The 25,762-nt window shown below is 69.0% G+C and carries 19 protein-coding genes; 10 read left to right on the top strand and 9 right to left on the bottom strand.

Features of this window, described 5'->3' with window-relative positions:
- Positions 1-146 precede the first annotated feature (146 nt).
- The 5 genes from C1746_RS03020 (at position 147) to C1746_RS03000 (ending at position 9,130) form a co-directional block, all read left to right on the top strand.
- On the top strand, positions 147-1,157 hold the full coding sequence (locus C1746_RS03020) for an alpha-E domain-containing protein (protein ID WP_205711672.1): 1,011 nt from the start codon (positions 147-149) through the stop codon (positions 1,155-1,157).
- Positions 1,158-1,200: 43 nt separating this feature from the next.
- A complete protein-coding gene (locus C1746_RS03015) occupies positions 1,201-4,515 on the top strand; it encodes a transglutaminase family protein (RefSeq protein ID WP_116713215.1) in 3,315 nt (1,104 codons plus the stop codon).
- A 75-nt stretch (positions 4,516-4,590) separates the two neighbouring features.
- Positions 4,591-7,167, top strand: coding sequence for a circularly permuted type 2 ATP-grasp protein (locus C1746_RS03010; protein ID WP_116713214.1), 2,577 nt, complete (start codon positions 4,591-4,593; stop codon positions 7,165-7,167).
- Complete coding sequence (locus C1746_RS03005; protein ID WP_116713213.1) at positions 7,167-8,144, top strand: transglutaminase family protein; 978 nt, start codon at positions 7,167-7,169, stop codon at positions 8,142-8,144. Before C1746_RS03010 ends, C1746_RS03005 begins: the two co-directional genes overlap by 1 nt.
- 176 nt (positions 8,145-8,320) lie before the next feature.
- Positions 8,321-9,130: an MBL fold metallo-hydrolase gene (locus C1746_RS03000; RefSeq protein WP_116713212.1), complete on the top strand. Its 810-nt coding sequence runs from the start codon at positions 8,321-8,323 to the stop codon at positions 9,128-9,130.
- A 3-nt stretch (positions 9,131-9,133) separates the two neighbouring features.
- On the opposite strand, the gene C1746_RS02995 is transcribed toward C1746_RS03000, so the two are convergent.
- Positions 9,134-10,999: a carboxyl transferase domain-containing protein gene (locus C1746_RS02995; protein WP_205711671.1), complete on the bottom strand. Its 1,866-nt coding sequence runs from the start codon at positions 10,997-10,999 to the stop codon at positions 9,134-9,136.
- Positions 11,000-11,055: 56 nt separating this feature from the next.
- Here C1746_RS02995 and C1746_RS02990 point away from each other — a divergent pair, with 56 nt between their 5' ends.
- The 3 genes from C1746_RS02990 to C1746_RS02980 all read left to right on the top strand — a co-directional run bounded on the left by C1746_RS02990 (position 11,056) and on the right by C1746_RS02980 (position 14,838).
- A complete protein-coding gene (locus C1746_RS02990) occupies positions 11,056-12,483 on the top strand; it encodes an NAD-dependent succinate-semialdehyde dehydrogenase (protein WP_116713211.1) in 1,428 nt (475 codons plus the stop codon).
- A 49-nt stretch (positions 12,484-12,532) separates the two neighbouring features.
- The gene (locus C1746_RS02985) at positions 12,533-13,387 is read left to right on the top strand and encodes an NAD-dependent protein deacetylase (RefSeq protein ID WP_116713210.1); all 855 of its coding nucleotides are present in this window, start codon (positions 12,533-12,535) and stop codon (positions 13,385-13,387) included.
- 89 nt (positions 13,388-13,476) lie between these two features.
- Complete coding sequence (locus C1746_RS02980; protein WP_162867313.1) at positions 13,477-14,838, top strand: ABC1 kinase family protein; 1,362 nt, start codon at positions 13,477-13,479, stop codon at positions 14,836-14,838.
- Between the two features lie 12 nt (positions 14,839-14,850).
- Here the strand turns inward: C1746_RS02980 and C1746_RS02975 are convergent, their stop codons facing one another.
- The 8 genes from C1746_RS02975 to C1746_RS02940 form a co-directional block, all read right to left on the bottom strand.
- Positions 14,851-16,479: a glycoside hydrolase family 13 protein gene (locus tag C1746_RS02975; protein ID WP_116713208.1), complete on the bottom strand. Its 1,629-nt coding sequence runs from the start codon at positions 16,477-16,479 to the stop codon at positions 14,851-14,853.
- Between the two features lie 3 nt (positions 16,480-16,482).
- Entirely contained in the window at positions 16,483-17,049 is a 567-nt protein-coding gene (locus C1746_RS02970) for a hypothetical protein (RefSeq protein WP_116713207.1), read from the bottom strand.
- Positions 17,050-17,165: 116 nt separating this feature from the next.
- Positions 17,166-18,134, bottom strand: a complete 969-nt coding sequence (locus C1746_RS02965) for a carbohydrate ABC transporter permease (protein ID WP_116715541.1) — start codon at positions 18,132-18,134, stop codon at positions 17,166-17,168.
- A 38-nt stretch (positions 18,135-18,172) separates the two neighbouring features.
- Positions 18,173-19,327 carry a carbohydrate ABC transporter permease gene (locus tag C1746_RS02960; protein WP_116713206.1) on the bottom strand — a complete coding sequence of 385 codons (1,155 nt, stop codon included), beginning with the start codon at positions 19,325-19,327 and terminating at the stop codon, positions 18,173-18,175.
- A gap of 42 nt (positions 19,328-19,369) precedes the next feature.
- Positions 19,370-20,746, bottom strand: a complete 1,377-nt coding sequence (locus tag C1746_RS02955) for an ABC transporter substrate-binding protein (RefSeq protein WP_162867312.1) — start codon at positions 20,744-20,746, stop codon at positions 19,370-19,372.
- A gap of 230 nt (positions 20,747-20,976) precedes the next feature.
- A complete protein-coding gene (locus C1746_RS02950) occupies positions 20,977-22,134 on the bottom strand; it encodes an MFS transporter (RefSeq protein WP_162867311.1) in 1,158 nt (385 codons plus the stop codon).
- 130 nt (positions 22,135-22,264) lie between these two features.
- Positions 22,265-23,173: a fatty acid desaturase gene (locus C1746_RS02945; RefSeq protein WP_116713203.1), complete on the bottom strand. Its 909-nt coding sequence runs from the start codon at positions 23,171-23,173 to the stop codon at positions 22,265-22,267.
- A 186-nt stretch (positions 23,174-23,359) separates the two neighbouring features.
- Positions 23,360-23,833 carry a methyltransferase family protein gene (locus tag C1746_RS02940; protein WP_116713202.1) on the bottom strand — a complete coding sequence of 158 codons (474 nt, stop codon included), beginning with the start codon at positions 23,831-23,833 and terminating at the stop codon, positions 23,360-23,362.
- A gap of 23 nt (positions 23,834-23,856) precedes the next feature.
- Here C1746_RS02940 and C1746_RS02935 point away from each other — a divergent pair, with 23 nt between their 5' ends.
- Together C1746_RS02935 and manA are read left to right on the top strand one after the other, a co-directional pair.
- Entirely contained in the window at positions 23,857-24,591 is a 735-nt protein-coding gene (locus C1746_RS02935; protein ID WP_116713201.1) for a DsbA family oxidoreductase, read from the top strand.
- Positions 24,592-24,601: 10 nt separating this feature from the next.
- On the top strand, positions 24,602-25,759 hold the full coding sequence (gene manA, locus C1746_RS02930) for a mannose-6-phosphate isomerase, class I (protein WP_116713200.1): 1,158 nt from the start codon (positions 24,602-24,604) through the stop codon (positions 25,757-25,759).
- Positions 25,760-25,762: the final 3 nt, after the last annotated feature.

Genomic DNA, 25,762 nt, shown 5'->3' with positions numbered 1-25,762 from the left:
AGTGCGACCGGGGCGGTGATGCGATGAGGGCTCCTCGCCGTCCACGGGGGTTGTCAACTCCCCGCGAAACATGCCGGTCACGCGTGATGTCTATGCTCAGCGGGTATCGACGCCTGATGGCGCCCCAACTTCTTGCTAGGCCAGACATGCTCCTCTCCCGACTCGCAGAACACGTCTACTGGGCCGGTCGATACCTCGAGCGTGCCGAGGCCACGGCGCGTCTCGTGCGAGCGCAGACGGAGCTGTTCCTGGACCTGCCGAGCTCCGCGGGTGTGGGGTTCCGGCCGATGCTCGCCGTCACCGGCTCGGCCGACGCATTCGTCGAGGAGGACGAGTGGTACGACGACGGCGTCTCCGCCACCGAGGAGCACCAGATCGTCCGGTTCCTCACGACCTCCTCCCACCACCCGGGCTCGGTGTTGCAGTGCATCGCCGCCGCACGCCAGAACCTGCGATCGGTCAGGGCCCTGCTCCCCCGGTCCGGCTGGGAGGTCGCCAACCGACTGCACCTGTTCGCCCAGGGGAGCAAGGATCTCGCCGTCCCCCGCCGCTCACGGCTGGAGTGGCTGACCGACATCATCGAGAAGTGCCAGACCCTCAGCGGCGTGCTCGACGGCACCATGAGCCACGACAACGCCTACAAGTTCCTCCAGGTGGGCCGGCACCTCGAACGTGCCGACATGACGACCCGGGTGATCGACGTCCAGGCCACCACGCTGCTCGGCTACCGCGTGGGCGACGGCAAGAACCCCTACGCCGACATCACCTGGATGGCGGTCCTCAGGTCGTTGTCCGCCATGCAGATGTTCCGGCGGGTTGCCCGAGCCGGTGTCAACGGCCCCCATGCGCTGGCGTTCCTGCTCAGCGACCACCAGTTCCCCCGCTCGGTCGAGTTCAACCTGACGGCGCTCAGCCAGGAACTGCTCGAGCTGCCACGTCACGAACTCACCATGGCGGCGTGCGCCGACGCGCAGTCATCGCTGGTCAACGCGGTCATCACCGACCTCTCCGGTCGAGAGCTGCACGCCCTGATGGACACCCTGCAGACGCAGCTCGCCCGAGTCCACGACGCGGCACAGACGACCTGGTTCAGCGGAGATCCCGACGACCTGCCCAAGATCATGCCGCTCGGTACCCAGGCGCAGACCGCCGTCTGACCCGTCTCACCAGCTGCCGCCACACCCCTGCTAGGAGCCACCCGTGGCCATTCACGTCGCCCTCACCCACCGCACCACCTACCGCTACGACCGCGCCGTCGCGTTCGGACCGCACATCGTCCGCCTTCGACCGGCGCCGCACACCCGAACGCCGATCCTGGCCTACTCACTCTCGGTCCAGCCGGAGGAGCACTTCCTGAACTGGCAGCAGGACACCTTCGGCAACTACTTGGGTCGGCTGGTGTTCCCGTCGAAGGCCGACACCCTCGAGTTCACCGTCGACCTCGTCGCCGACATGACCACCATCAACCCGTTCGACTTCTTCGTCGAGGAGACGGCCGAGACCTACCCGTTCACCTACGACCCGGCGCTGAAGCGGGACCTGGCGATCTACCTGGAGGCCGACGAGCCGGGACCGCTGCTCACCGAGTGGCTGAACGATCGCACCCGTGATCTGGTCAACGCCGACGAGGGCATGCGGACCATCGACGTCCTCGTCGCCCTCAACAGCCGGCTGCAACAGGACATCGCCTACACCACGCGGATGGAGCCCGGCGTCCAGGACCCCGAGACCACACTGGAGAAGGCGCTCGGTTCGTGTCGCGACTCCGGGTGGCTGTTGGTCCAGATCATGCGTCGGTTGGGACTGGCTGCGCGGTTCGTGTCCGGGTACCTGGTCCAGTTGGCCGCGGACGTCGAGTCGCTGGACGGGCCGAGCGGCCCCGCAGCGGACTTCACCGACCTGCACGCCTGGACCGAGGTGTTCCTCCCCGGGGCTGGCTGGGTCGGTCTGGATCCGACGTCGGGGCTGTTCGCCGGTGAGGGGCACATCCCGCTCGCGTGCACCCCTGAGCCTCGCAGCGCCGCACCCGTCGAGGGCGCCGTCGACGACGCGGAGGTCGTCTTCGAGCACTCCAACACCGTCGCCCGGATCCACGAGGACCCTCGCGTCACCCGGCCCTACACCCCGGAGCAGTGGCAGTCGATCGATGCGCTCGGCCGCAGCGTCGACGCCGCACTGGAAGCGGGGGACGTGCGGCTGACCCAGGGCGGCGAGCCCACGTTCGTGTCGATCGACGACCAGACGTCGGCCGAGTGGGACACCGCCGCTGACGGGCCGCACAAGCAGGCGCGCGCCTGGGATCTGTCACATCGGCTGTTCGACCGGTTCGCCGAGGGCGGCGTCATCCACCACGGGCAGGGCAAGTGGTATCCCGGGGAGCCACTGCCACGGTGGCAGACCAGCATCCACTGGCGCGCCGACGGCGGACAGCTGTGGCGCGACCCTGAGCTGCTTGCTGACCCGTGGGCCACGGGTTCCGCCGCGGCCGATGACGCCCGACGCCTCGCCGAGCGACTCGCGGCGGCCTTCGGCGTCCCCGAGGACAACGTCCACCCCGCCTTCGAGGACGAGCTGTATCGCGCCTGGAAGGAGGCGACGCTGCCGATCGGCGTTCCGCCCGAGGTGGACGTCGACCCGACCGACCCGGCACAGGTGGCCGCCGATGAGCGGCGCCGGCTGGTCGAGGCCCTGGATCGCCGCTCCACCGACCCGGTCGGGTACGCCGTGCCGCTGCACCACACCGGCGAGGAGTGGGCGACCGCGACGTGGCGGTTCCGGCGTGGCCGGCTGATGTTGATGCCCGGCGACTCCCCGATGGGGCTCCGGCTGCCCCTTCCGGGCCTGAGCTGGTCCGACGGGGTCATCCAGCCGGAGCGGTCCAGCTTCGAGCCGCGCGAGGCCCTGCGGCGACTGCCCACCGGCGGTACTGCGCCGCTCGACCAGAAGCAGATCGTCCGTGACCAGGTGGCGATCGACGACGGGCCGTTCAGTGCCGTCTGCGTCGAGCGGCGCGACGGACGCCTCCACGTGTTCTTCCCGCCCCTGACCCACCTGGAGCACAGCCTCGACGTGCTGGAGGTCGTGGAGGACATCGTCGCGGACCTCGGAACGCCGGTCGTGCTGGAGGGCTACGAACCACCGGGCGACCCCCGGCTCCGCACACTGATGGTCACCCCCGACCCCGGCGTGATCGAGGTCAACGTCCAGCCCGCAGCCTCGTGGGAGGAGCTCGAGAGCATCACCGACGGGGTGTACGCCGAGGCGCACCAGGCGCGCCTGGGGACCGAGAAGTTCGACCTGGACGGCTCACACACCGGATCGGGCGGCGGCAACCACATGACCCTGGGTGGGGTCACGCCCGCGGACTCGCCGCTGCTGCGGCGGTCCGACCTGCTGCGCAGCATGATCACCTACTGGCAGCACCACCCGTCCCTGTCCTACCTGTTCAGCGGGAAGTTCGTCGGTCCCACGTCGCAGGCGCCGCGCGTCGACGAAGGGCGGGTCGAGACGTTGCACGAGCTCGAGACCGCGTTCGCCGAACTGGACCGCCTGGCCGACACCTACGACGGCCAGCCCCCCGCCTGGGCGGTGGACCGCTCCCTCCGTCACCTGCTGACCGACCTGACCGGCAACACCCATCGGGCCGAGTTCTGCATCGACAAGCTGTACAGCCCCGACTCCGAACGAGGACGGTTGGGACTGCTGGAGCTACGGGGATTCGAGATGCCGCCTCACCCCCAGATGGCGATGGTCCAGTCGCTGCTGGTCCGCTCACTGGTCAGCCGCTTCTGGGAGTCGCCGTACGCCGGACCGCTGGTCCGCTGGGGCTCGCTGCTGCACGACCGGTTCCTGCTCCCCCACTTCGCCTCGGCCGACATCGCCGAGGTCGCCGCCGACCTGCAGGACCACGGCTACGCGTTCGATGCCGCGTGGCTCGATCCGTTCGTGGAGTTCCGCTTCCCCCGCATGGGCACCGCCGTCGTCGACGACGTCGAGATCGAGTTGCGCAAGGCCGTCGAGCCCTGGCAGGTGCTGGGTGAGGAGGCTACTGGCAGTGGCACGGCCCGGTACGTCGACAGCTCGGTCGAGCGGATGCAGGTCACGGTCACCGGAATGACGGCAGAGCGGCACATCGTCACCTGCAACGGCGTGCCGGTCCCGCTCACCGCCACCTCGACCGACGGGGTTGCCGTCGGAGCGGTGCGCTACAAGGCGTGGCAGCCGCCATCGGGACTGCACCCCACGATCGGCGTCCAGTCGCCGCTGACGTTCGACCTCGTCGACCGGTGGAACCGCCGGTCACTGGGTGGTGCGACCTACCATGTGGTCCACCAGGGCGGTCTGGCCTACGACCACCCGCCCGTGAACGCCGTCGAGGCGGACTCCCGGCGCGTCAACCGGTTCGAGACCCGCGGGCACACCCCCGGCCCGGTCGACATCGAGGACCTGGATCGCATGGCCGCCGCTCAGGGCGGGGAGTATCCCCGGACGCTGGACCTGCGACGACCCCGGTGATCGTCAGCTCGGGGAGGCGGCTTCGCCTACCCAGATGGTTACCATCGAGCAGGTGGAGAGCACCGTGGTGAGGCCGTGAGCACCGTCGCGTACGCCCCGCCGCAGGTTGGTCACGACGAGATGCTCGCCCCCGACGGGTCGATCCGCCCCCCCTGGGAACACCTCGGACGAGCGCTCGCCGATCTCTCCATCGGTGAGTTGCGGGCCCGCCGGGCCGAGGCCGCCCGCCTCCTCGACGACGACGGCGTCACCTACCACGTCCCCCGGACGGGTGAGCGGCTGCGATGGCAGTTGGACCCCCTCCCCCTGCTCATCGACGCATCGGAGTGGGCCGAGATCGAGTCCGGCGTCGTCCAACGGGCCGAGCTGCTGAACCTGATCCTGACCGATCTGTACGGGCCGCGTCGGCTGCTGGAGGAGGGGCTGATCCCGCCGGTCCTGGTGCTGGACCACCCGGGCTACCTGCGTCAGCAGTCCGACGTCCGACTGCCCGGCTCCTACCAGCTCTTCAGCTACGCCGTGGACCTGGCTCGGGACGCCAGCGGTGCCATGGTGGTCCTGGGTGACCGCACCCAGGCGCCCAGCGGGGCTGCCTACGCCCTGCAGAACCGCGTGGTCACGTCGCGGGTGTTTCCGAAGCTCCACCGCCAGAGCCAGGTGCAGCGACTTGCGCCGTACTTCCGCGCGTTGCGGCAGGGGCTGGCGGAGGTGGCACCGGCCCAGACCCGACTGCCACGGACGGTCCTGCTGACACCTGGTTCGCGGAACGAGACCGCCTTCGAGCACGCCTTCCTGGCCGCGCGGCTGGGTCTCTCCCTGGTCGAAGGCTCGGACCTGGTGGTGCGGGACGGGCGGGTGTGGCTGCGCTCCCTGGGCAACCTCGAAGCCGTCGACGTGATCCTGCGCCGCATGGACGCCGAGTGGTGTGATCCGCTGGAGCTTCGACCCGACTCCCTGATCGGCGTGCCGGGTCTCGGACAGGCGGTGCGCAGCGGTCGCGTCTCCGTGGTCAACACGCTTGGCAGCGGCGTCCTCGAGAACCCGGCACTTCAGGCCTACCTGCCGACGATCGCCCAGCGCGTGCTGGGCCAGTCGCTGCGGCTGCCGGCGCCCCGATCCCTGTGGTGCGGCGATTCGGCCCACCGCGCCGAGGCGCTGGCCGAACCGAGTGAGTGGGTGTTCCGGCGCACCTCCCGCCAGCACGCCACCGACGCTCCGCTGGTCGGCGCGTTGCTCGACGAGCGGCAGCTGCTGGCATTGCGCGCAGCCATCGCCGCGGCACCACACCGGTGGGTCGCCCAGGAACGGCGACCGCTGGCCACCGCCCCGTCGCTGACCGACATCGGGGTGGTGCCTCGGCAGTCGGTCCTGCGGACCTTCGCCGTGGCCGACGGTGCCGGCTACACCGTGATGCCGGGTGGCCTCACCCGGGTTGCCTCGGGCGACGACGGTGTGACGACGGACGCCATCACGTCGGACTTCGCCGCCGCCCTGAGCAAGGACACCTGGGTCCTCGCCGGCAAGCCCGAGACGCTGACCGGGTTCTGGATCGCGCCGGAGTCCGACGACCTCGAGATCCCGGCCGCCGGCATGCCGGCCCGTGCTGCCGAGAATCTCTTCTGGTTGGGCCGCTACGCCGAACGGGCCGAGGGGGTGGCACGGCTCCTCCGCGAGGTCGAGGACCGCCGGACCGAGTTCAACGACGCCGTCGACGGCCCCGGCATCGCGGGCATCCATGGGCTGCTCCAGGCCCTCACGCAGATCACCACGACCTACCCGGGCTTCATCGGCGAGGGTGGCCAGGAACGCCTGGCCGACCCCGACGACGAGTTGGAGATGATCGCCTCCGACGAGACCCGCCCCGGCACGCTCGCCGATGCGATCAGCAAGCTGCTGGACTGCGTCGATGCCGTCCGCGACCAACTGTCCGGCGACACCTGGCTGGTGGTCACCGATTTGCAACGTCGTGTCAGACCCGCCGACCCGGCAGATCGCAGCGGGTTCGCGGTGGGCGGGCTCACCGGCACGCCGTCGGGTGACATCGCCCAGATCCTCCACGGCCTGCTGGCCATCCAGGGGCTGGGGGCGGAGAACATGCTGCGTGACGTGGGCTGGCACTTCATGGATGCCGGACGGCGCTTGGAGCGGGCACTCCAGGTCATCGCGCTGCTCCGTGCGACGACCACGTACGTGCGCGACACCCCAGCCGACAGCCTGATGCTCGAGTCGGTGCTCCGCGTGTCGGAGTCGATCATCACCTATCGCCGCCGCTACCGGTCGCGAGGCCAGGTCGGCACCCTGCTCGATCTGCTGCTGGTCGACCCGGACAACCCACGGTCGCTGACGTACCAGATCGACCGGCTCGCCACCGATCTGCGAGCGCTGCCCGGCCATCCGGGCTCGGGCCGGATCGGAGCGGCCGAACGGGGTGTGCTGGAGGCGTCGACAGCCCTCCGGGTGGCGGACACCAGGTCGCTGGCGACCGGGGTCGATGGGGCACTCCGTGCCGAGCTGGACGAGTTCCTCGCCCACCTCTACAACCTGCTGGTGGTCACGGGTGAGCAGATCAGCGCCACCTACTTCGTCCACCAGAAGCCCCAGCGAACTCTGCTGGCCGGCGAGGACGTGCCGAGCGTCGACGGGAGCGGGTGATGCGCTTCCAGGTGACCCACCACACGGCCTACGACTACGAGTCGGAGGTGTCGTCCAGCTATGGCGAAGCTCACCTGCTGCCCCGCGAGTTGCCCGGTCAGCGAGTGCTCGGGGCCGAACTCCTCATCACGCCCGAGCCGGCCGAGCGCGTCGACCGCGCGGACTACTTCGGCAACCGAGTGACCCACTTCGTGCTGCAGGAAGGCCATCGTGACCTGACGGTCACCGCGACCAGCACCGTCGAGGTTCGCGGTCGGGTGGCGGCCGGCCAGCACCCCTCCGAGCAGTTGCTGGTGGCGCAGCCCTGGGAGGCCGTCCGGGACCTGCTGCGCGACGCGGCGTTCGCCACGTCCCGAACCGGCTTGCATGGCGTGGCGGACTTCCTGCTCGACTCACCGCAGGCGATGACGACGGCTGCGGCGGCGGCCTACGCGTGGCCGTCCTTCGAGCCCGGACGACCCATCCTCGACGCCGTCGCCGAGTTCTCCAGCCGGATCCACGCCGACTTCGAGTTCAACGCCGGGGCGACGACGGTCGGCACACCGGTGGACGAGGTCCTGGCGAGACGAGCCGGGGTGTGCCAGGACTTCGCACACCTGACGATCGCCGGGCTGCGAGCGATGGGTTTGGCCGCCCGGTACGTGAGCGGCTACCTGGAGACCGACCCGCCGCCTGGCCAGCCCAAGTTGCAGGGTGCTGACGTCAGCCACGCCTGGGTGTCGGTCTACGTGCCCCAGATCGGGTGGGTGGACGTCGACCCGACCAACGACCAGTTCGTCACCGACCGGTACATCACCACGGCGTGGGGCCGGGACTACGGCGATGTCGCGCCACTCAAGGGTGTGATCTTCACCGAAGGGGAGACGACGTCGCTCGAGGTGTCGGTTGATGTGCGGCGGGTCGGAGGAGGCAGCCCGCTGCAGCAGCCGGTTGGCACCGTGGGGCCGGGGCCCGCGGTGCAGGGAGCTCAGCAGTAGGAGTCCGGCTGGGCGTGGCGTTGTGCCCGCTCGGCCTCACCCGTTGAGACCGGCTGCTCACGCTGTGTCAATTCCCACTCCGTACGGCGAAACCCCCGTTCGTGCAGCCCTCTTCGAGCAGCGGGAACTGATCGGGCGGGTCGCGTCGTTGAGTCAATCGTGCGAGGACTCGACCGATGACGCCGTCACCCCCATCACGCCGCTCTCGTCGTGCCGTGCTCCGCGACCTCGGGCGCACCAGCGTCGGACTGCTGGTCGTCGGCGCGGGCCTCGGCGGCTGCGAGAGCGGGAGTGATCCCGTGGTGGCGGGCTCCCCCGATCGTGCCGACCAGTCGGGCGGCCCGTCCGAGCCGGTCCCCGAGGCGACCGACAGCTCGAGCGCGGCCGCAACGGCGGCAGCGGGAACCGAACGTGCCATCGTCGAGTTGGGCTTCGTCGCCGCCTACATCGTCAGCCGCGCTGGTGAGGCCGCGCTCATCGACACCGGGGTGGAGGGGTCGGCCGGCGCGATCGAGGAGGTCCTGGCCGGTCTTGGGCTGGAGTGGGCCAGCATCAGCGACGTCGTCGTCACCCACTCGCACGGCGACCACGCGGGCAGCTTGGCTGCCGTTGCCGAGCGGGCCCCCGACGCGGCCATCTGGGCCGGCGCCGCGGACCTGGACCGGATGAACGCGGGCCGTGAGATCGTCGCAGTCGGGGACGGCGACCAGGTGTTCGGGATGGACATCATCGAGACCCCGGGCCACACGCCGGGCCACATCAGCGTGTTGGACGACGGTGTCCTCTACACCGGCGACGCCCTGGTGGGCGGGGGCGACGGTAGATTGGCCGGGCCCTCGGAGCGGTTCACCGATGACCTCCCGACGGCCATCCAGAGCGTTGCGAAGCTGGGTGGGTTCGACGTCTCGACCATCAACGTCTTCCACGGCTTCCCGGTCACGGGCGCCGCGGCGGACCTCACAGCGCTGGCAGAGTCTCTCTCCTGACGTCTACCGAGGACGAGCGGCCGCGAGTGCCTGCACGATCCTCAGGCGGGTGTCGGCGGGGTCGATCACGTCGTCGATCTCGCCGAAGCTGGCGACGTTCAGACCACCCGCGGCGGCGTAGGCCTCATCGATCAATTCCGCCTCACGAGCCGCCCTGGCCACCGGGTCCTCGATCGCCTCCAACTCGCGCCGGTACCCCAGCGAGACCGCTCCCTCCAGGCCCATCGGGCCGAGCTCGGCCGTCGGCCAGGCCACCGTGAGGAGGGGGACGTTCAGGTGGCCCCCCATCATGGCCTGGGCGCCGAGGCCATACCCCTTGCGGGCGATGACGACGATCACCGGGACGGTCAGCCGCGAGCCGGCCAGGAACATCTGCGAGAACCGACGAACCCCGCCATCACGCTCGGCGTCCGGCCCGACCATGAACCCCGGGGTGTCGCACACCACGACCAGCGGCAGTCGGTAGCTGTCGCAGAGCTGGAGGTGGCGGGTCGCGCTGTCGGCAGCCTCGGCATCGATCGCCCCGCCGAGGTGGGTGGGGACGTTGGCGAGGATGCCGACCGGCTGTCCCTGGATGCGCGCGAAGCCGGTGGCCATTCCCGGCGCGTACTCCTGCCATGAACCCCCCGCCCCGTCGCCGACGCGGACTGGCCCGCGAAGCTCCAGCATCGAGCCGGGGTCCACCAGCCCGTCGAGCAGGTCACGCATGTCGTACACCCGCTTGCGGTTCTCCGGAACCGCGTCGCGCAGCACCTCGGGGTCGGGGCCCGCACCAGGATCCTGGCCGTGATCGATCGGGCCCTGCCAGAACCCGAGCAGCCGCTTGACCTCGGCGACGGCGGCCGCCTCATCCTCCACCAGCACATCCACGACACCTCCGGCGGTCTGGACGTGCATGGGCCCGACCTCGTCGGGGTGGACCGACCCCAGCCCGCCGCCCTCGATCATCGCCGGTCCGGCCATGCCGAGGCTCGACCCCACGGTGGCGATGATCACGTCACACGCACCGGCAAGGGCCGCGTTGCCGGCGAAGCACCGACCGTTCACGACGGCGAGCAGGGGCACCCGGCCCGACAGACGGCACAGCAGCTCCCACGCCTGCGCCTCGAGCAGCGAGGCGCCGAGGTAGTCATCGCCCGGTCGTCCCCCGCCGCCCTCCGCGAAGACGATCAGCGGCAACGCCTCCCGGTCCGCGAGGTCCAGCAGGCGGTCCAGCTTGCGGTGATTGGCCCAGCCCTGTGTCCCGGCCAGGACGGTGTAGTCGTAGGCGACCACTGCGACCCGCGACCGCTCCGCCCCGTGGACCGCGGCGCCGATCGTGGCCGTGCCGGTGATCATGCCGTCCGCCGGGGTGCGCTCCTGCAGATCCTCGAGCGACCGTCGGGAGCGTTGGCTTGCGATCACCAGCCCCCCGTACTCGCTGAAGCTGCCCTCATCGACCAGGTCGGCGATGTTCTCCCGAGCGGTGCGGTGGCCACGACCATGTCGCTTGGCCATGTCCTCTGGCCTGGCCTGGTCCTCCAGTTGTGCGCGTCGCCGGTGGACCCTGGCGAGGTCGCCGCGGGTACCTCGATCGGCCCGTGGCCCCGGATCGGCCCGTGGCCCCGGATCGTCGGCCTGGCGCGCGGCCGACTCAAGGGCGGAGGGTTCGGGGGTCGCGAGGACCAGCAGAACGGTCCCCGCCTCAACCGTGTCACCGACCTCCACCGAGATCCGGTCGACGGCACCAGCGGTCGCGGCCGTGACCGGCTGCTCCATCTTCATGATCTCGAGGAACAGCAGTGTCTGCCCCTCCTCCACGGTGGCACCCACCTCGACGGCGATCTCTGCGACGGTGGCGGCGAACGGGGCAACGACGTCGGTGGGCACCGCGACAACCTATCCCGCCGGCTCGGAGGACAGCCGGAGCCACTAGATTGCAGGCCATGTACATCAACGGCGAGCGAGTCAGCGCGGCATCCGGCGACACCTTCGAGGTGACGAACCCAGCCACGGGCGAGGTGATCGGTCGCGTTCCGGACGGTGCGGCGTCTGACGCCACCGCGGCGATCGACGCGGCCGCTGATGCGGCGACGGCCTGGGCGGGGACCCCGCCGTTCGCGCGAGCCGACCTGCTCCACACGGCCTGGCAGCTGATGCTCGACCGGGCTGACGACCTGGCCGGACTGATGACGACCGAGCAGGGCAAGCCCCTCCGTGCGAGCAAGGCGGAGGTCATCTACGGCGCCGACTTCCTCCGGTGGTTCGCCGAGGAGGCCCGCCGCATCGAGGGCGCGTGGCTGACCAGTGGACGAGCCGACCAACGGTTCCTGCAGACCCACGCACCCGTCGGGGTCGTCGCGGCCATCACGCCGTGGAACTACCCGATCTCGATGCTCACGAGGAAGATGGGGCCGGCGCTCGCAGCCGGCTGCACCATGGTGCTCAAGCCCGCCGAGGCGACGCCGCTGTGCGCCCAGGCCGTCATCGACGTCTTCGAGGACGCCGGGTTCCCGCCGGGTGTGGTGAACCTGGTGACCACGGGCGACCCGAAGCCCGTCGGCGACGTCTTCACCGGCGACCCTCGCGTCCGCAAGCTGACCTTCACGGGCTCGACAGCGGTGGGGCGGGTCCTGGCCGGCAAGGCCGCGTCCAACCTCCAGCGGGTGTCGGTCGAACTCGGCGGTCACGCGCCCTTCATCGTCTTCCCCGACGCCGACCCCGTCCACGCTGCGAAGGGGGCCGCGGCCCTGAAGTTCCTCAACTCCGGGCAGGCGTGCATCAGCCCCAACCGGCTCTACGTCCACGACTCCGCCCAGCAGGCGTTCATCGACACGATCGTCCCGCGCGTGGAGAAGATCTCGGTCGGAGTCGGCACCACCGATGGGGTGAAGGTCGGGCCGCTGATCAACGAGGCCGCCGTGGCCAAGGTCGAGGCGCAGGTGGAGGATGCCCGGGCCAAGGGTGCCGCGGTGCCGGTCGGGGGTCGACGGGTCACGGATGGTGATCTGGCAGCGGGTCACTTCTACGCCCCGACCATCCTCAACAACGTCACCGACGACATGGCCATCTACCGCGAGGAGACCTTCGGGCCGGTTGCGCCCGTCATCACCTACGACGACGTGGACACGGTGATCGAGGCGGCCAACGACACCAACTATGGCCTTGCGGCCTACGTGTACACCAGTGATCTGAAGACGGCCATGCGAGCGGTCGAGGGGCTGAAGTTCGGGATCATCGGCGTCAACGACGTGAACCCGACCTCGGCCACCGTCCCGTTCGGTGGGATGAACGACTCGGGGCTCGGTCGGGAGGGTGGCCACGAGGGCCTGGCGGAGTACCTCGAGACCAAGGTCGCCGGGTTCGCACTCTGACCACGGGCCTGGTTCGGCGTGCGGCGTCCCTGGCTACGGTGGGACGTCGATGAGCGTCGTGGACCTGGAGCAGCTGGTGGCCGGGACGAGGCCATGGACCGTCCTGTCCGGCGCCGGGATCTCGACCGACTCCGGGATCCCCGACTACCGGGGTTCCGGTGTGGATCAGCGGAGGCGCCCCTCCATCCGCTACCGCGAGTTCATGCGCGAGCCGCACACCCGACGGCGGTACTGGGCCCGTAGCCACGTCGGCTACCGCTGGATGGCAGCAGCAGAGCCCAACGACGGCCACCGCGCCGTGGCGGCACTGCAGACCGAGGGTTTGGTCGGGCCGGTCCTCACCCAGAACGTCGATGGGCTGCACCAGCGGGCTGGCGCCGAGGACGTCGTCGAACTGCATGGCAGCGTCGACCGGGTGATTTGCACCTCGTGTGGGCAGTTGACCACGCGCCGATCCTTCGCGGCGCGACTGGCGGAGCTGAACCCGGACTTCCACACCCGCAGCGCAACCATCGCACCGGACGGCGACGCCGACCTGCCCGACGACGAGGTGGAGACCTTCCGGGTCCCCCCGTGCTTGAACTGCGGTGGGGTCCTCAAACCGGATGTCGTCTTCTTCGGCGAGTCGATGCCACGCGTTCGGCGGGACCACGCATCGGCCCTGCTGGCCGAGTCGGCCGGCCTGCTGGTGCTCGGGTCCAGCCTGACGGTCATGAGTGGCTATCGCCTCGTGCTCCAAGCCGACAAGGCCGAACTGCCCATCGCCATCGTCACCCGTGGCCAGAGCCGCGGGGACCACCTGGCCACCGTGAAGGTGGATGCCAGCCTCAGCGAGGTGCTGCCGGCCCTCGCCCGGTCGACCGACCGCGACCGCGCGGCCGACCAGGACCACCCCGCTGCGTGACGGCAGGTCCACGGGATGATGGCGAAGGGCGACTCGCTCGAGCACTAACGGCACGGTTTGCTCGAATGGCCCGTGCAACCATTCTGGTAGTGGGCCGGATAGCGCGCCTGAGCCGGCTGCCGCTCGGCTCCCTGCGCGACGCGGCAGAGGGCGCCGTCCGACGCTGGCGGGGCGAAGCCCCTGGTGCGGTGACCGCCGATCTTCGCCGGCGCGGCGCGGACCGCACCCGCAGCGTCCTGGGCGAGGCCAAGGGCGGGGCACTCAAGGCCGGCCAACTCCTGGCGACCGTCGACGCGCTCTTCCCCGCCGACCCGGAGGCCACCTGGCAGTCGGCGCTGGCGACCTTGCCGGCCGACAACCCGGCCATGCCATTCGCCGATCTGGAGCCGACGCTCATCGACGAGCTCGGCCAGGACTGGCGCCAGCACTTCACCGAGTTCTCCACCGCCGCCGCCGCAGCCGCCTCCCTCGGCCAGGTGCATCGAGCCCGCTGGAACGATGGCCGCGACGTGGCCGTCAAGATCCAGTACCCCGGGATCGCTGAGGCCCTGCGCGTCGACATCGCCGCCGTCTCGGTGTTCACCCGCTTCGCCGCCCTGATCGCACCGGGTATGGCCCTCCCGCCACTGGTCGCAGAGATGCGCGACCGGCTCTCCGAAGAGCTTGACTACCGGCGGGAGGCCACGGTCCAGCGCGCGTTCGTCCGCGCCTACGCCGACGACGACGTCATCGTACCCAAGGTGGTCCACGCCACCGAGCGGGTGCTGGTGACCGAGTGGCTGGATGGCACCCCGTTCACCGACCTCGCTCCCCGCAACCCGGCGGACGGGTCGCCCGGCCAGGCCGACCAGTCAACGCGAGACGCGGCCGCGCTGGCCTATATGCGCTTCGCCGTCTCGGGCCCCGAGCGCTCCGGCTGGCTGCACACCGACCCCCACCCCGGCAACTTCCGCTGGACGCCCGACGGCCAGCTGGGTGTGCTGGACTTCGGCTCTGCGTTGCCCATGCCGGACGGGATGCCGGCGACGTTTGGCACGCTCATCCGTCTGCTGCAGGAGGCCGGATCCACCCCGTCCTCCGCTCGCGGCGTCGGCACAACCGGCATCGACGCGGACCTTCGAGACGCGCTGGAGCGGGAGGGGTTCATCAGCCCCGGCTCGCGCGTCGATGCCGTGAAGCTCCGGGACTACCTCTCCCCGTTCACCGAACCCAGCCGGCACGAGACGTTCACGTTCACGCCCGAGTGGTTGAGCACCCACTTCGGCCGGCTGGGTGACCCTCGGAATCCCGACTTCGCCGTCGCACTCCAACTCCGGATGCCGCCAGAGCACCTGTTCACGCACCGGGTGTGGCTGGGCGTCGTCGGCGTGCTGTGTCAGCTGCGGGCCACCGTCCCCGTGCGCGCGGAGGTCACGCGCTGGCTGCCCGGCCTCGACGCAGGAGATCGCTGACCCGGCCCCCACTCAGCGGCCGAGCCACACCGCCGTGTCGGCTGGGACGACGTCATCCACGACCGGGGAGCTGGACAGGAGCACCGACCAGTCGTCTGGCACGTCGACCGGTTCCGGGCCGAAGTTCACCAGACATGCGAGGGTGTCGGTCCGGGAGAACAGCAGGACCTGCTCGTCGGCCGGAAGCCAGGACATCGAGTCGCCGGAGAACCGCTCGTCCGTTCCTCGGATCCGGAGCGCGTCGCGATACAGCGACAACATCGAGTCGGGGTCCTCCGCCTGCTCGGCCGCGGACAGCGGACCCCAGGCCTCGGGCTGCGGCAGCCAGGGCGCCGCACCGTCGCGTGGCCCGAAGCCCAGGGAGGGGGTCTCGTCGGCCCACGGCAGGGGGACCCGACAGCCGTCACGGCCTCGGAGTTCGCGACCGGAACGCTCCCACGTCGGGTCGGCGAGCAGCTCCGTAGGGAGGTCCTCCACCTCCGGAAGACCCAACTCCTCGCCCTGGTAGAGGTACACCGCACCGGGCAGGCCGAGCATCAGCAGCGCTGCCGCTCGGGCACGACGAACCCCGACCGCGAAGTCGGCCGGCTTGCCGAGGATCGAATCCAGGTTGTGCCCGTCGACATCGGCCTGCTCACGGGCGTAGCGGGAGACCGTCCGCGCCACATCGTGGTTCGACAGCACCCACGTGGCGGGCGCGCCCACATCACGGAGTGCCGCGGTGGTCCGGTCGATGGCCGTTCGCATGTCGGCGGCGGTCCAGCGCGACTCCAGGAACGGGAAGTTGAACGTCGTGTGCAACTCGTCGCTGCGGACGTAGTCGGCCAGACGCACCGGGTCGGGCACCCACGCCTCGGCGACGAACACACGCGGCGGGTCGTAGCTGTCCGCCAGCTTCCGCCACCGTCGGTAGACGTCGTGGACCTGATCGCGGTCGAGGTACGGATGATCGTCGTGGGAGTCGGGGTCCGGGGCAGCGACCGGGTCGTCGACGTCCGGCAGATCCCAGTCCTTCATCAGCGAGTGGGCGACATCGATGCGGAAGCCGTCCACGTCCCGGTCGAACCAGAAGCGGAACATGTCGTCGAACTCCGCCCACACCTCGGGATTCGACCAGTTGAGATCAGGTTGCTTCGCGTCGAACAGGTGCAGGTACCACCACCCGTCCTCCAGCCGCGTCCAGGCTGGGCCACCGAAGAAGCTGAGCCAGTTGTTGGGTGGCTCGGCGCCGTCGGGACCGGTGCCCTCGCGGAAGAAGTAGCGATCCCGCTCCGGTGAGCCGGGCTCGGCCGCCACCGCCTCGACGAACCAGCGGTGCTCGTCGGAGGAGTGGTTCGGGACCACGTCCAGCATCACCCGGATGTCGTGCTCGTGCGCCTCGGCGATCATCGCCTCCGCCTCCGCCATGGTGCCGAAGGTGGGCTCGACCGCCCGGTAGTCGGCCACGTCGTACCCGCCGTCCGCCATGGGCGAGGGGTACCAGGGGTTGATCCAGATGGCGTCGACGCCGAGCTCTTCCAGGTACGGCAGTCGGCTGCGGATCCCGGCGATGTCACCAAGGCCGTCCCCGTTCCCGTCGGCGAAGCTGCGGATGTAGATCTGATAGGTGACGGAGTGGCGCCACCAGGTGGAGTCGGTCACGAACTACTCGATGGAGGGTGTCGGGGCAGGCCTGATTGCCTTGTCCTGGTCGGTGAAGAGATCAGCGAGCCCCATCGCGGTGAACGGCAAGGCCGGTGCGATGATCGCAGTGGGCAGGAACAGCATGGACATGCCGATGAGCACCACCGTCGTGGCGATCGCCGCCGCAATGGCCCGGTTGTGCCAGGTGGTGCCCAGTGGCCGCGCCAGCGCAACCACGGCGCCAGCTGCGTAGCCGGCCATGAGTGAGGCGAGGGGGTTGCGGAAGATGAGGGTCGGAAGACCGACCGCAAGGGCCAGACCCATGGCACTCAGCACGGCGATCGGCCAATCCGGTCGCTTGGAGACCCAGGCGGTCACGCCGAAACCGAGTGGCATCAGCGCCACGGACAGGGCAACGCCCGCGGTGGCGATGCTTGCTCCGTCGGCACCTGGATCGGCTGGGGTGCCAGCTGACGCCACGGCCAGCCCGTAGGCCATCGCCCAGAAGCTCACCGTGACGAAGAACGTTCCGATGCCGATGGCCAGCCACTGACGGTTCGGCGCGGTCGTCTTGGTTGCCTCGGCCATGCCATCACCTCCTGATCACGCGCGTCCCGTCAGGACGCGGGCTGGTCACATACGTCGACCCGGAGCCTAACGGTCAAGCCCCGGGTCGACTGCGCTGGTGGCGTCTTCGGTCCGTCTTATCCCTTGACCGCCCCAGCTGTGAGGCCACGGACGAAGAACCGCTGCAGACTGAAGAACACCGCAACGGGGAGGACCATCGAGATGAACGCGCCGGCGGTCAGCAGGTGCCAGGCCTCGCCGAACGAGCCATTCAGGCTGTTCAGGGCAATCGTGAGGACTCGCACATCCCGTGTCTCACCCAAGAACACCAGCGCCACCAGGAAGTCGTTGAACACCCAGAGGAACTGGAAGATCGCGAACGAGGCCAGCGCCGGGACCGAGAGGGGGATGATCAGCCGCGTGAAGATCGCGTAGTGGTCGGCGCCGTCGATGCGCGCCGACTCGATCAGCTCTGACGGCAAAGACCCCATGAAGTTGCGCAGCAGGTAGATCGCGAGGGGCAGGCCGAAGCCGGTGTGGGCCAGCCACACCCCCAGGAACGACCCGTTCAACGACAGGGGTATCCCCGTGGTGACCGTCTCGATCTCACGCCCCGTCAGCGCCCCGGCGATGCCGCTGAGGAAGCTGATGTCGAACTCGGGCCCGCCGGCGTACAGCCGCAGGATCGGGATGAGGGCCACCTGCAGTGGCACGACCAGCAGCGCCACCACGAAGACGAACATGAAGTAGCGGCCCCTGAACTCCATCCAGCTGAACGCGTACGCGGCGAACGCTGCCATGGTGATGGGCATCACCGTGGCTGGCACGCTCACGATCAGGGTGTTCACGAAGGCGCTGTCGAAGCCGCCAGAGCCGAGCACCTCTCGATAGTTGGCCAGCGTCCACTGCGAGGTGTCGCCCAGCGAGGTGAAGACCGTCCACCAGCCGGAGGACTCGATTGCCCCCTGCTCCCGGAGGGAGGTGATCAGCAGCCCGATGGTCGGGATCAACCACAGGACGACGATCACGAGGACGATGATGCGCACGATGCGCAGGTTTGCTGGGTCGGACACGCCGCCCTCGGAGCCCTTGGCCTTGGCTGCCATCTGCTCCTTGGACAGCTCGGCGGGGGGTGCAGTTGCACTCATCGGATGGACTCCTCCTCGCGGAACCGTCGGACGTTGATGATCATCACGGGGATCACGGCGAGGAACATGAAGACCGCGACGGCGGCTCCTCGCCCGAAGTCCCTGAAGGTGAACATGTTCCTGATCATTCGCTCGGCGATGACCTCGGTGCCGTCCTGACCGCCCGTCATGACCCAGACGATGTCGAAGACCTTCAGGACCGCGATGATCATCGTGGTGAACACGACCACGATCGAGGACATGATCGAGGGGACGATGATCCGCCAGAAGATCTGGATCTCGGTGGCGCCGTCGAGGCGGGCCGCCTCGAGCATGTCCTCAGGCACGCCCTTGATGGCCGAGGACAGGATCACCATCGCGAAGCCGGTCTGCAGCCAGATCATGATGACCATCAGCAGCAGGTTGTTCCACGGGACCACGCCGAGCCAGTCGACGGGAGAACTTCCCAATCCGACACGAATGGCGTTCAGGATCCCGATCTGCTCACCGCCACCCTCGACGCGGAAGCTGTAGACGAAGCGCCACACGATGCCGGCGCCGACGAAGGAGATGGCCATGGGCAGGAAGATCATCGACTTGGCCAGCGACTCGGTGCGCTTCAGCTTGTCCGCGAGGACGGCGAAGCCAAGACCGATGGCCACCGCCGCCACCGGGACGACGAAGATCCAGATGACGGTGTTGCGCAGGGAGCGCAGCATCGCCGGGTCGGTGAAGACGTACTGGTAGTTGTCCCAGCCGACGAAGTTCTCCCCGCGGGCGTCGAGGAACGAGAGCTGGACCGTGTTGACGGCCGGATAGACCAGGAAGACGCCCAGTACGATCACCGCCGGTCCCGCCCAGGCGTACGGCTGGATGATGTTGCCGATGCCGACCGGTAGCGCCTTGATCCCGAAGTCCACCACGGTGTACATGAGGAAGACGCCGACGACGCCGATCAGGATGGCGACCAGGCCGACCACGATGTCCGGGACGCGGTTGTTCAGCGTCTCGAAGGTGGCGTTCAGCAGCAGGTAGGTCAGGGCCGGGACGGCGAACGCGGCGACCACGGCGAGGATCCCGCCGATGATCTTGTCCGACGTCGAGGCGACACCACGGCGGGTCGGCTCCTCGTCCTCCGATACCGGGGCCTCGGCGACCGTCGTTTCACTCATCGCGTGGCCTGTCCCAGGGGCTATGGGTCATGCTGGAATCGCTCACTCTGACGCCTCCTCCTCTGGCGCCGCCTCCTCGCCGGGAGCGGGGAACGCCGCGTCGATCGATGACATCACCTCGTCGAGGTTGTCCGGCCCGTTGTTGGTGTAGTTGTTCATGCCGTTCCAGAACTCACCGGACCCCACGGCCGGGGGCATCAGGTCCGAGGCGTCGAAGCGGGCCACCTCGTCCCGGAGGTCGGCGATCAGTGTGTCTGCCGCCTGGGCGATGAGCTGGTTGTCGTAGCAGTCACCCTCGACCTCGAGGTTGGCTGAGATCAGGCTGACCCCCTCCACGACGGAGCCGTAGCGGCACTGCGACTCCTGGGAGCTGTAGAGCTCCAGGAAGTCCCGGACCTCCGGGCGGTTGCTGAACACGGCCGACAGTCCACCGGCCATCAGGGTCCCGCTGTTCCCGTCGATGGTCGGGAACGGGAAGAAGTCGTAGTCCTCGAGCGGCGTCAGACCTTCGGGGAAGAAGTTGGTGATGAAGGTTGCCTGCCGGTGCAGGTAGCAGTTCGGCGGGTCGTTGAACATCGGGTCCGGTGCGTCACGGAAGTCGGTGCCGGTGATGTTGTCGGATCCACCGAAGACATACCCGTCGGTGAAGACGATCTGCCCGAAGGTCTCGGCTGCGCCTCGGATCTCCTCGGAGTCGAAGGGCAGCGTCCCGGCCACCCAGTTGTCGTACGCCTCGGTGCCGGCCTGCCGCAGGACGATGTCCTCCATCCAGTCGGTCGCCGGCCAGCCGGTGGCGGCTTCCGACCCGGTGCCAATGCACCACGGGGTGTTGCCGTCGGACACCATCTGGTCCGACAGGGCGATCAGTTCCTCCCAGGTCTCGGGGATCTCGTAGCCAGCCGCCTCGAACTCCGGCACGTTGTACCAGATGGCGCTCTTGAAGTTGATGGTGTCGGGGAACCCGTAGTGCTGCCCGTCGAACTCGCCGAGCGACATCAGGTAGGACCCGAAGCGCGCCTCGAGATCGGCGATGTCGAAGCCCAGGTCCTCGAGTGACACCAGGTTGCCCTGCTCCGCCTGATCGATGACGGCGCCGGGCTGGGGGTAGAAGCCGATGTCAGGCGGCGTGCCGCCCTCGATCTGGATGACGATGTTCTGCTCGAAGGAGTCCGATCCGGTGTAGGTGGCGGTGAACTCGTCCTGCGCCTCGTTGACGCCCTGATCGATCACGGCCTGGATGGCTTCGGCGTCAACACCGGTAGCAGCCCCGGCGATCGACACCGCCCCGGTGTTCTCTTCCTGTGCGACTCCGCCACCGCCACCGCCCCCGCCTCCGCCGGCGGCTCCCCCCGAACCAGCTTCGTAGACGTTCACGGAACACCCTGCGAGGACGACCCCCAGGACAACCACTGCTGACATCAACCGACGCGAACTGAACATTCACAGGCTCCTACCGGTCCAGGCGAACGTCTATCCAGGTCACCTGGGACCATCGACGAATGGCTAGGCAAAAGAACCTAGGTCCGGCCGGAACGGAGTGTCAACAGGCTAAAAGCGGCTGAGATTGCGTCAACGTTGACGTCAGGGTTCCAAATAACCGGAACCGCGCTTCATCCGTTCATAGCAGATCTGGCCCGCGCGGATTCGGCTCAGCGGAACCGACGCTGGAGCACGAAGATGATCGCGATCGCCGGGAGGGACACCGCGGCCATCGCCCCGCCGACGCCAACAACCGATGTGCTCGCCAGACCGCCGACCGCGAAGGGCAGGACCAGGACGGCCACCCGACTGCCGGCCGTCATGGCACCGAGCGCACCGGCGTTGCTGCCGCCAGCTCGCGCAGCGTCGTCGTAGAGCAACGGGAACAGGACGGAGATGCCGAGCCCGCTCAGCGCCGCTCCGGCCAGCACTGCGGGGAACGCCGGCACGACCGCCAACGTGATGATGCCGACCACCGCCAGCCCGAGGCTCACATCCGAGACGCGCTCCCGGCCCCAGCGGAGCTGCGCGGTGTCCCCGCTGAACCGTCCGACGACCATCCCGGTCGTGAAGGCCACGAAGCCCAGGCCGGCCTGGCCAGCGGCCAGGCCGAGGTCATCGGTCAGGCGGAAGGACACCCAGTCGCTGGTTCCCATCTCCGGCATGATCGCGGCGAATCCCAGCAGCCCGAAGACGATGGCGACTCGACGCCTTGAGGTCGGGGGGGAGCCGGGTGCCTTCACGTCCACCTGCTCCACCAGGGGGTCGTCGTTGGCCAGCAGCAGCCGACCCAGCAGGAGGACCAGTGCGGTGAACGCCAGGCCGACGGTCAGCAGATGCGCCTCCAGGGGGACGTCCTGGCCAGCCAGCCACGAGGCGAGCAGCCCACCCAGGACCGTTCCGACGCTCCACAGGGCGTGGAGGCGGTTCATGACCGGGGTGTGCCGCTTCTCCGACAATCGTGAACCCTGCACGTTCATCGCGACATCGACGATGACATCGCTGGCGCCCAGGGCTGCAGCGCCCACGAGGAAGACGGCCGGTGTGGTTGCGAACCCCATGACCGGCAGGCTCAGGGACAGGGCGACACCTGCGCCCATCAGCAGTCGGCGTGTCCCGAACCGGGTCACCAGCCGTCCCACCAGGACGCTCGAGGCAAAGCCGGCCAGTCCGCCGACGGTCAGCAGCACCCCGATTCCCGCCAGATCGACCCCGATCCGGTCTCGGATCTCGGGCAGTCGGGGGACGAACGATGCGTAGATGAAGCCGTTGACGAAGAACTGCGCGGCGACCGCCCGCAGCGCCCGGCGTTCGACCACGTCCAGCACGCCGCACACAGTGCCACGTCACGTCCTGCCGTCGCTGATGGTGCGCGATCGTGGAGTTCCTCGGCCAGGGCCGATCACCGACGCGATCACACGACGAGACGGTCGGCGCGGTGCTCTGGCCGAGGTTGGGCTAGGTCGTCTCCGCCAGACCCCTGATGGCCCGGTACTCCTCGGGGCTGACCGGTCTGCCCGAGATCGTGGAGAGCGCCGGATCATGTGTCAGGTAGGCCTCCTCGTTCTGTCGCCACGCCGAGACGTACCGGTAGAACGGGATGATCGGGTGGAGGTGGTGGACCAGGTGGTAGTTCTGACCGAACATCAGGGGGGTCAGCAGCCACTCCAGGCCGATGATGTTCCGGGTCGACCGGGTGCGGTTGTGGCGGTTCGTGCCCTCCAGGTTGTGGTGCGGCAGGTAGTCGAACCACCACGCCAGCACGATCAGGGCCAGTCGCTGCGGGATGAGGAAGGCCACGAGGAACGCGCCGCCGAACCCTGCCGCAGTGAGCGCCGCGATCACACCGAAGGTGAGGCCGGGGACGAGCAACGACTCGAGCCGCTCCGCACGAGGTCGGCGTGACGCTCGCGGCAGGTACCACCGGAGATAGTGCAGGTCCACGATCATCCACCGCAGTGGCAACTGCCAGACCGGACCGTGCGCCATCCAGTCGTCGGGGTCCACGTCCGGACCTTCGTTGACGAATCGGTGATGGGTGAGGTGGATGTGCCGGAACATCGGGAACGACGCGTACAGCGTCACGAACGGGGCGGCCAGCCGTCCCAGGACCTCGTTTGCGACCCGAAGACGGCCCAGGCCTCGGTGCGCCGAGTCGTGCAGCACGGTGAACAGCGCGAACGAACACGCCGTGTTGATGACGATGGCCAGCGCGGTCGGGACCGCCCCGCTCACGACCAGCGTTGCGACCGCTACCCACACTCCGATGCTGACGACGGCCAGCCCCACCGTCGGCCACGCAACTGCAGGGCGTGGGACGTCCGGCTTCGGCAGTTTGCGCAGGGTGAGCGGTGCGTCGTCGGTCATGGTTCGGCTCCATCGAACTGGCACAACAGCAATGTTACAAAGCGGAACAGATTGTAACGCATCGACGCGCCGCTGAACAGGGTAGGAGTGGGTCGTGTTCAAGCGAACCGGCCTCGTCGGCGTGGTCGTGCTCCTGCTGACCGTCGCGGTCCTCGTCGGGTTGGGCTGGTTGACCACCCTGGTCAACTAGCGGATGCCGGGCATCACCTTGTAGCGGGTGCGCTGACGGTAGGCCTGGTAGGTCGGGTACCGGTCACTGAGCAGACGCTCCTCGTGTGCGGACTTGGCATCGAAGAACGCCCACGACGCGACGATCACCAGCAACCCGGAGATGCTCGGCGTGCGGACCAGGCCACCGACGATGAGCAGCAGGACTCCGGTGTAGATCGGATGGCGAACCAGTCCGTAGATCCCGTGATCCACGAGCTCACCACCCTCGATGGGTGTCGGCTGAGGGACCAACTGCCGGCCGAGCGTGGCGAACGCGATCACCAACACGACCACCCCCAGGCCCATGATCGCCACACCGATCGGCCGGGCAGCGTCCAGCGCGACGCGGCCCGGTCCGCCGTCGAGGCGCGGCAGGATCACGAACGCGAGCAGGAAGAGGACGACCTGGCCAGCCAACCAGGCCATGTCGGACCGGGACAGCCGCAACACATCAGCGACCGTATCCTGAGTCAATGAGCGACATCACCTTCTACTTCGACCCGGTCTGCCCCTTCGCGTGGATGACCAGCAAGTGGGTCCGCCAGGTCCAGGAGGAGCGGGAGTACGAGGTCGAGTGGCGCTTCATCTCGCTCCGGCTGCTGAACAGCCACATCGACTACGACGCCCACTTCCCGCCGGAGTACGAGGCCGGACACAGTGCCGGACTCCGCATGCTCCGGATGGCGGCGGCGGTGCGCGAGGCCGAGGGGCAGGAGGCGACGGATCGACTGCAGCGAGCCTTCGGGGATCACATCTTCGAGATCCCTCCCCCGGATCGCGAGCAGCGCGACCAGATGGGGCGACCGGCGCACGTCACACCGATCCTCTCGGCGGCCGGATTGGACGGCTCCTTCGCCACCGCGTTGGACGACACCTCCTACGACGCCACCATCCAGGCCGAGACCGATGAGGCGTTGGCGCTGACCGGCAAAGACGTGGGGACGCCGATCATCAACTTCCACCCGACCGACACCGATGGCGCTAGCACATCGGTGGCCTTCTTCGGCCCCGTGATCAGTCGGATGCCGAGCCCGGCGCAGGCCGCCGAGTTGTGGGACCACGTCGTGGCTCTCGCGGCCTTCCCGGGCTTCGCCGAGATGAAGCGGTCGCTTCGGGAATTGCCGCAGCTGCCGGCCCTGGGTGTGAGCGAGTCGGACGTCGGCAAGACCGAGGATTGGCACGGCGGCAGCCGACGGCAGAAGAAGTAGCGGGCTCCGGATGGACCTCCTCGACGGCGCGATCAAGACCTACCACTGGGGGCGGCCCGACTTCATCCCCCGGTGGCTGGGTCGCGAACCCGATGGCACCCCTCATGCTGAGCTCTGGTTCGGCGCGCACTCGGGCGGCCCTTCGGTCATCGCCGCCACCGGCCAGGCGTTGGACGCGGCCGTGGCGGCCGACCCGTCACTGCTCCGCCCGCAGGATGAGGCGTTCCCGTTCCTGGCCAAGATCCTCGCCGCAGGTGGACCGCTGTCGATCCAGGTCCACCCCGACGATGCGCAGGCGGCAGCTGGATTCGAGCGCGAGAACGCGGCCGAAATCCCTCGCGACGCATCGGAGCGCACCTACCGGGATCCCCATGCCAAGCCGGAGTTGATCTGTGCCCTCACGCCCTTCTCCGCGCTGTGCGGCTTCAGGGAGCTTGCCGATGCGCGAGCGCTGCTGGCACTGCTGCCAACGCCCCGACTTGATGGGCTGCGAGCGGTCCTGGCCAGCGATGGCGGGGCAGCCACCGTCTACCGGACGGCTCTGAAGGGCTTGTTCTCCTCGCCGCCAGACGAGGTTGCCGAGCTGTCGGACGCCGTTGCAGCGGCTGCCGAGTCAGTCGGTCCGGGGACCGATTTCGACGAGGTCCTGCGCTGGACAACTCGTCTGGCGGCGGCGTACCCGGGCGATGTGGGAGTCATCGTCGGGCTGTTGTTGAATCTGATCGTGTTGCAGCCTGGCCAGGCGCTCTTCCTCGGTGCCGGGACCATCCACAGCTACCTGGACGGTGTCGGGGTGGAGGTCATGGGTCCGAGCGACAACGTGGTTCGGGCGGGGCTCACGTCCAAGCACATCGACACCGCCGAGCTGCTGGCGCTGCTGGACACCCAGCCGTCGCTGCCCGACGTGCAGACCCCCGCGGGTCGAGTGCACAGCTATCAGGTCCCTGGCGGGGTCTTCGGACTGACCCGCCTGGAGCTCGTCGACGATGCCTCGCCGGTCGTCCTTCGGGGGCCTGGGATCTTGCTCGTCACCGAGGCGAGGCTGCAGACGTCCGATGAGGACACCGCTCGTGAGGTCAGGACGGGAGAGGCCGTCCTGGTTGGTGCGGAGGACACCGTCACCGTGTCGGGCCGGGGCACGGCCCACTTCGCTCATGCGCCCTGGTAGGCC

Origin of the sequence: Euzebya tangerina (assembly GCF_003074135.1) — a bacterium.
In the GTDB taxonomy this organism is placed as follows: Bacteria; Actinomycetota; Nitriliruptoria; order Euzebyales; family Euzebyaceae; genus Euzebya; species Euzebya tangerina.
This window is presented reverse-complemented; position numbering and strand designations above follow the sequence as displayed.

Bases quoted from the DNA above. Each gene is read 5' to 3' on its own strand.
- C1746_RS03020 (WP_205711672.1), top strand. From the start codon at position 147: ATGCTCCTCTCCCGACTCGCAGAACACGTCTACTGGGCCGGTCGATAC.
- C1746_RS03005 (WP_116713213.1), top strand. From the start codon at position 7,167: ATGCGCTTCCAGGTGACCCACCACACGGCCTACGACTACGAGTCGGAG.
- C1746_RS03000 (WP_116713212.1), top strand. From the start codon at position 8,321: ATGACGCCGTCACCCCCATCACGCCGCTCTCGTCGTGCCGTGCTCCGC.
- C1746_RS02990 (WP_116713211.1), top strand. From the start codon at position 11,056: ATGTACATCAACGGCGAGCGAGTCAGCGCGGCATCCGGCGACACCTTC.
- C1746_RS02985 (WP_116713210.1), top strand. From the start codon at position 12,533: ATGAGCGTCGTGGACCTGGAGCAGCTGGTGGCCGGGACGAGGCCATGG.
- C1746_RS02970 (WP_116713207.1), bottom strand. From the start codon at position 17,049: ATGGCCGAGGCAACCAAGACGACCGCGCCGAACCGTCAGTGGCTGGCC.
- C1746_RS02965 (WP_116715541.1), bottom strand. From the start codon at position 18,134: ATGGCAGCCAAGGCCAAGGGCTCCGAGGGCGGCGTGTCCGACCCAGCA.
- C1746_RS02960 (WP_116713206.1), bottom strand. From the start codon at position 19,327: ATGAGTGAAACGACGGTCGCCGAGGCCCCGGTATCGGAGGACGAGGAG.
- C1746_RS02955 (WP_162867312.1), bottom strand. From the start codon at position 20,746: ATGTCAGCAGTGGTTGTCCTGGGGGTCGTCCTCGCAGGGTGTTCCGTG.
- C1746_RS02945 (WP_116713203.1), bottom strand. From the start codon at position 23,173: ATGACCGACGACGCACCGCTCACCCTGCGCAAACTGCCGAAGCCGGAC.
- C1746_RS02935 (WP_116713201.1), top strand. From the start codon at position 23,857: ATGAGCGACATCACCTTCTACTTCGACCCGGTCTGCCCCTTCGCGTGG.
- manA (WP_116713200.1), top strand. From the start codon at position 24,602: ATGGACCTCCTCGACGGCGCGATCAAGACCTACCACTGGGGGCGGCCC.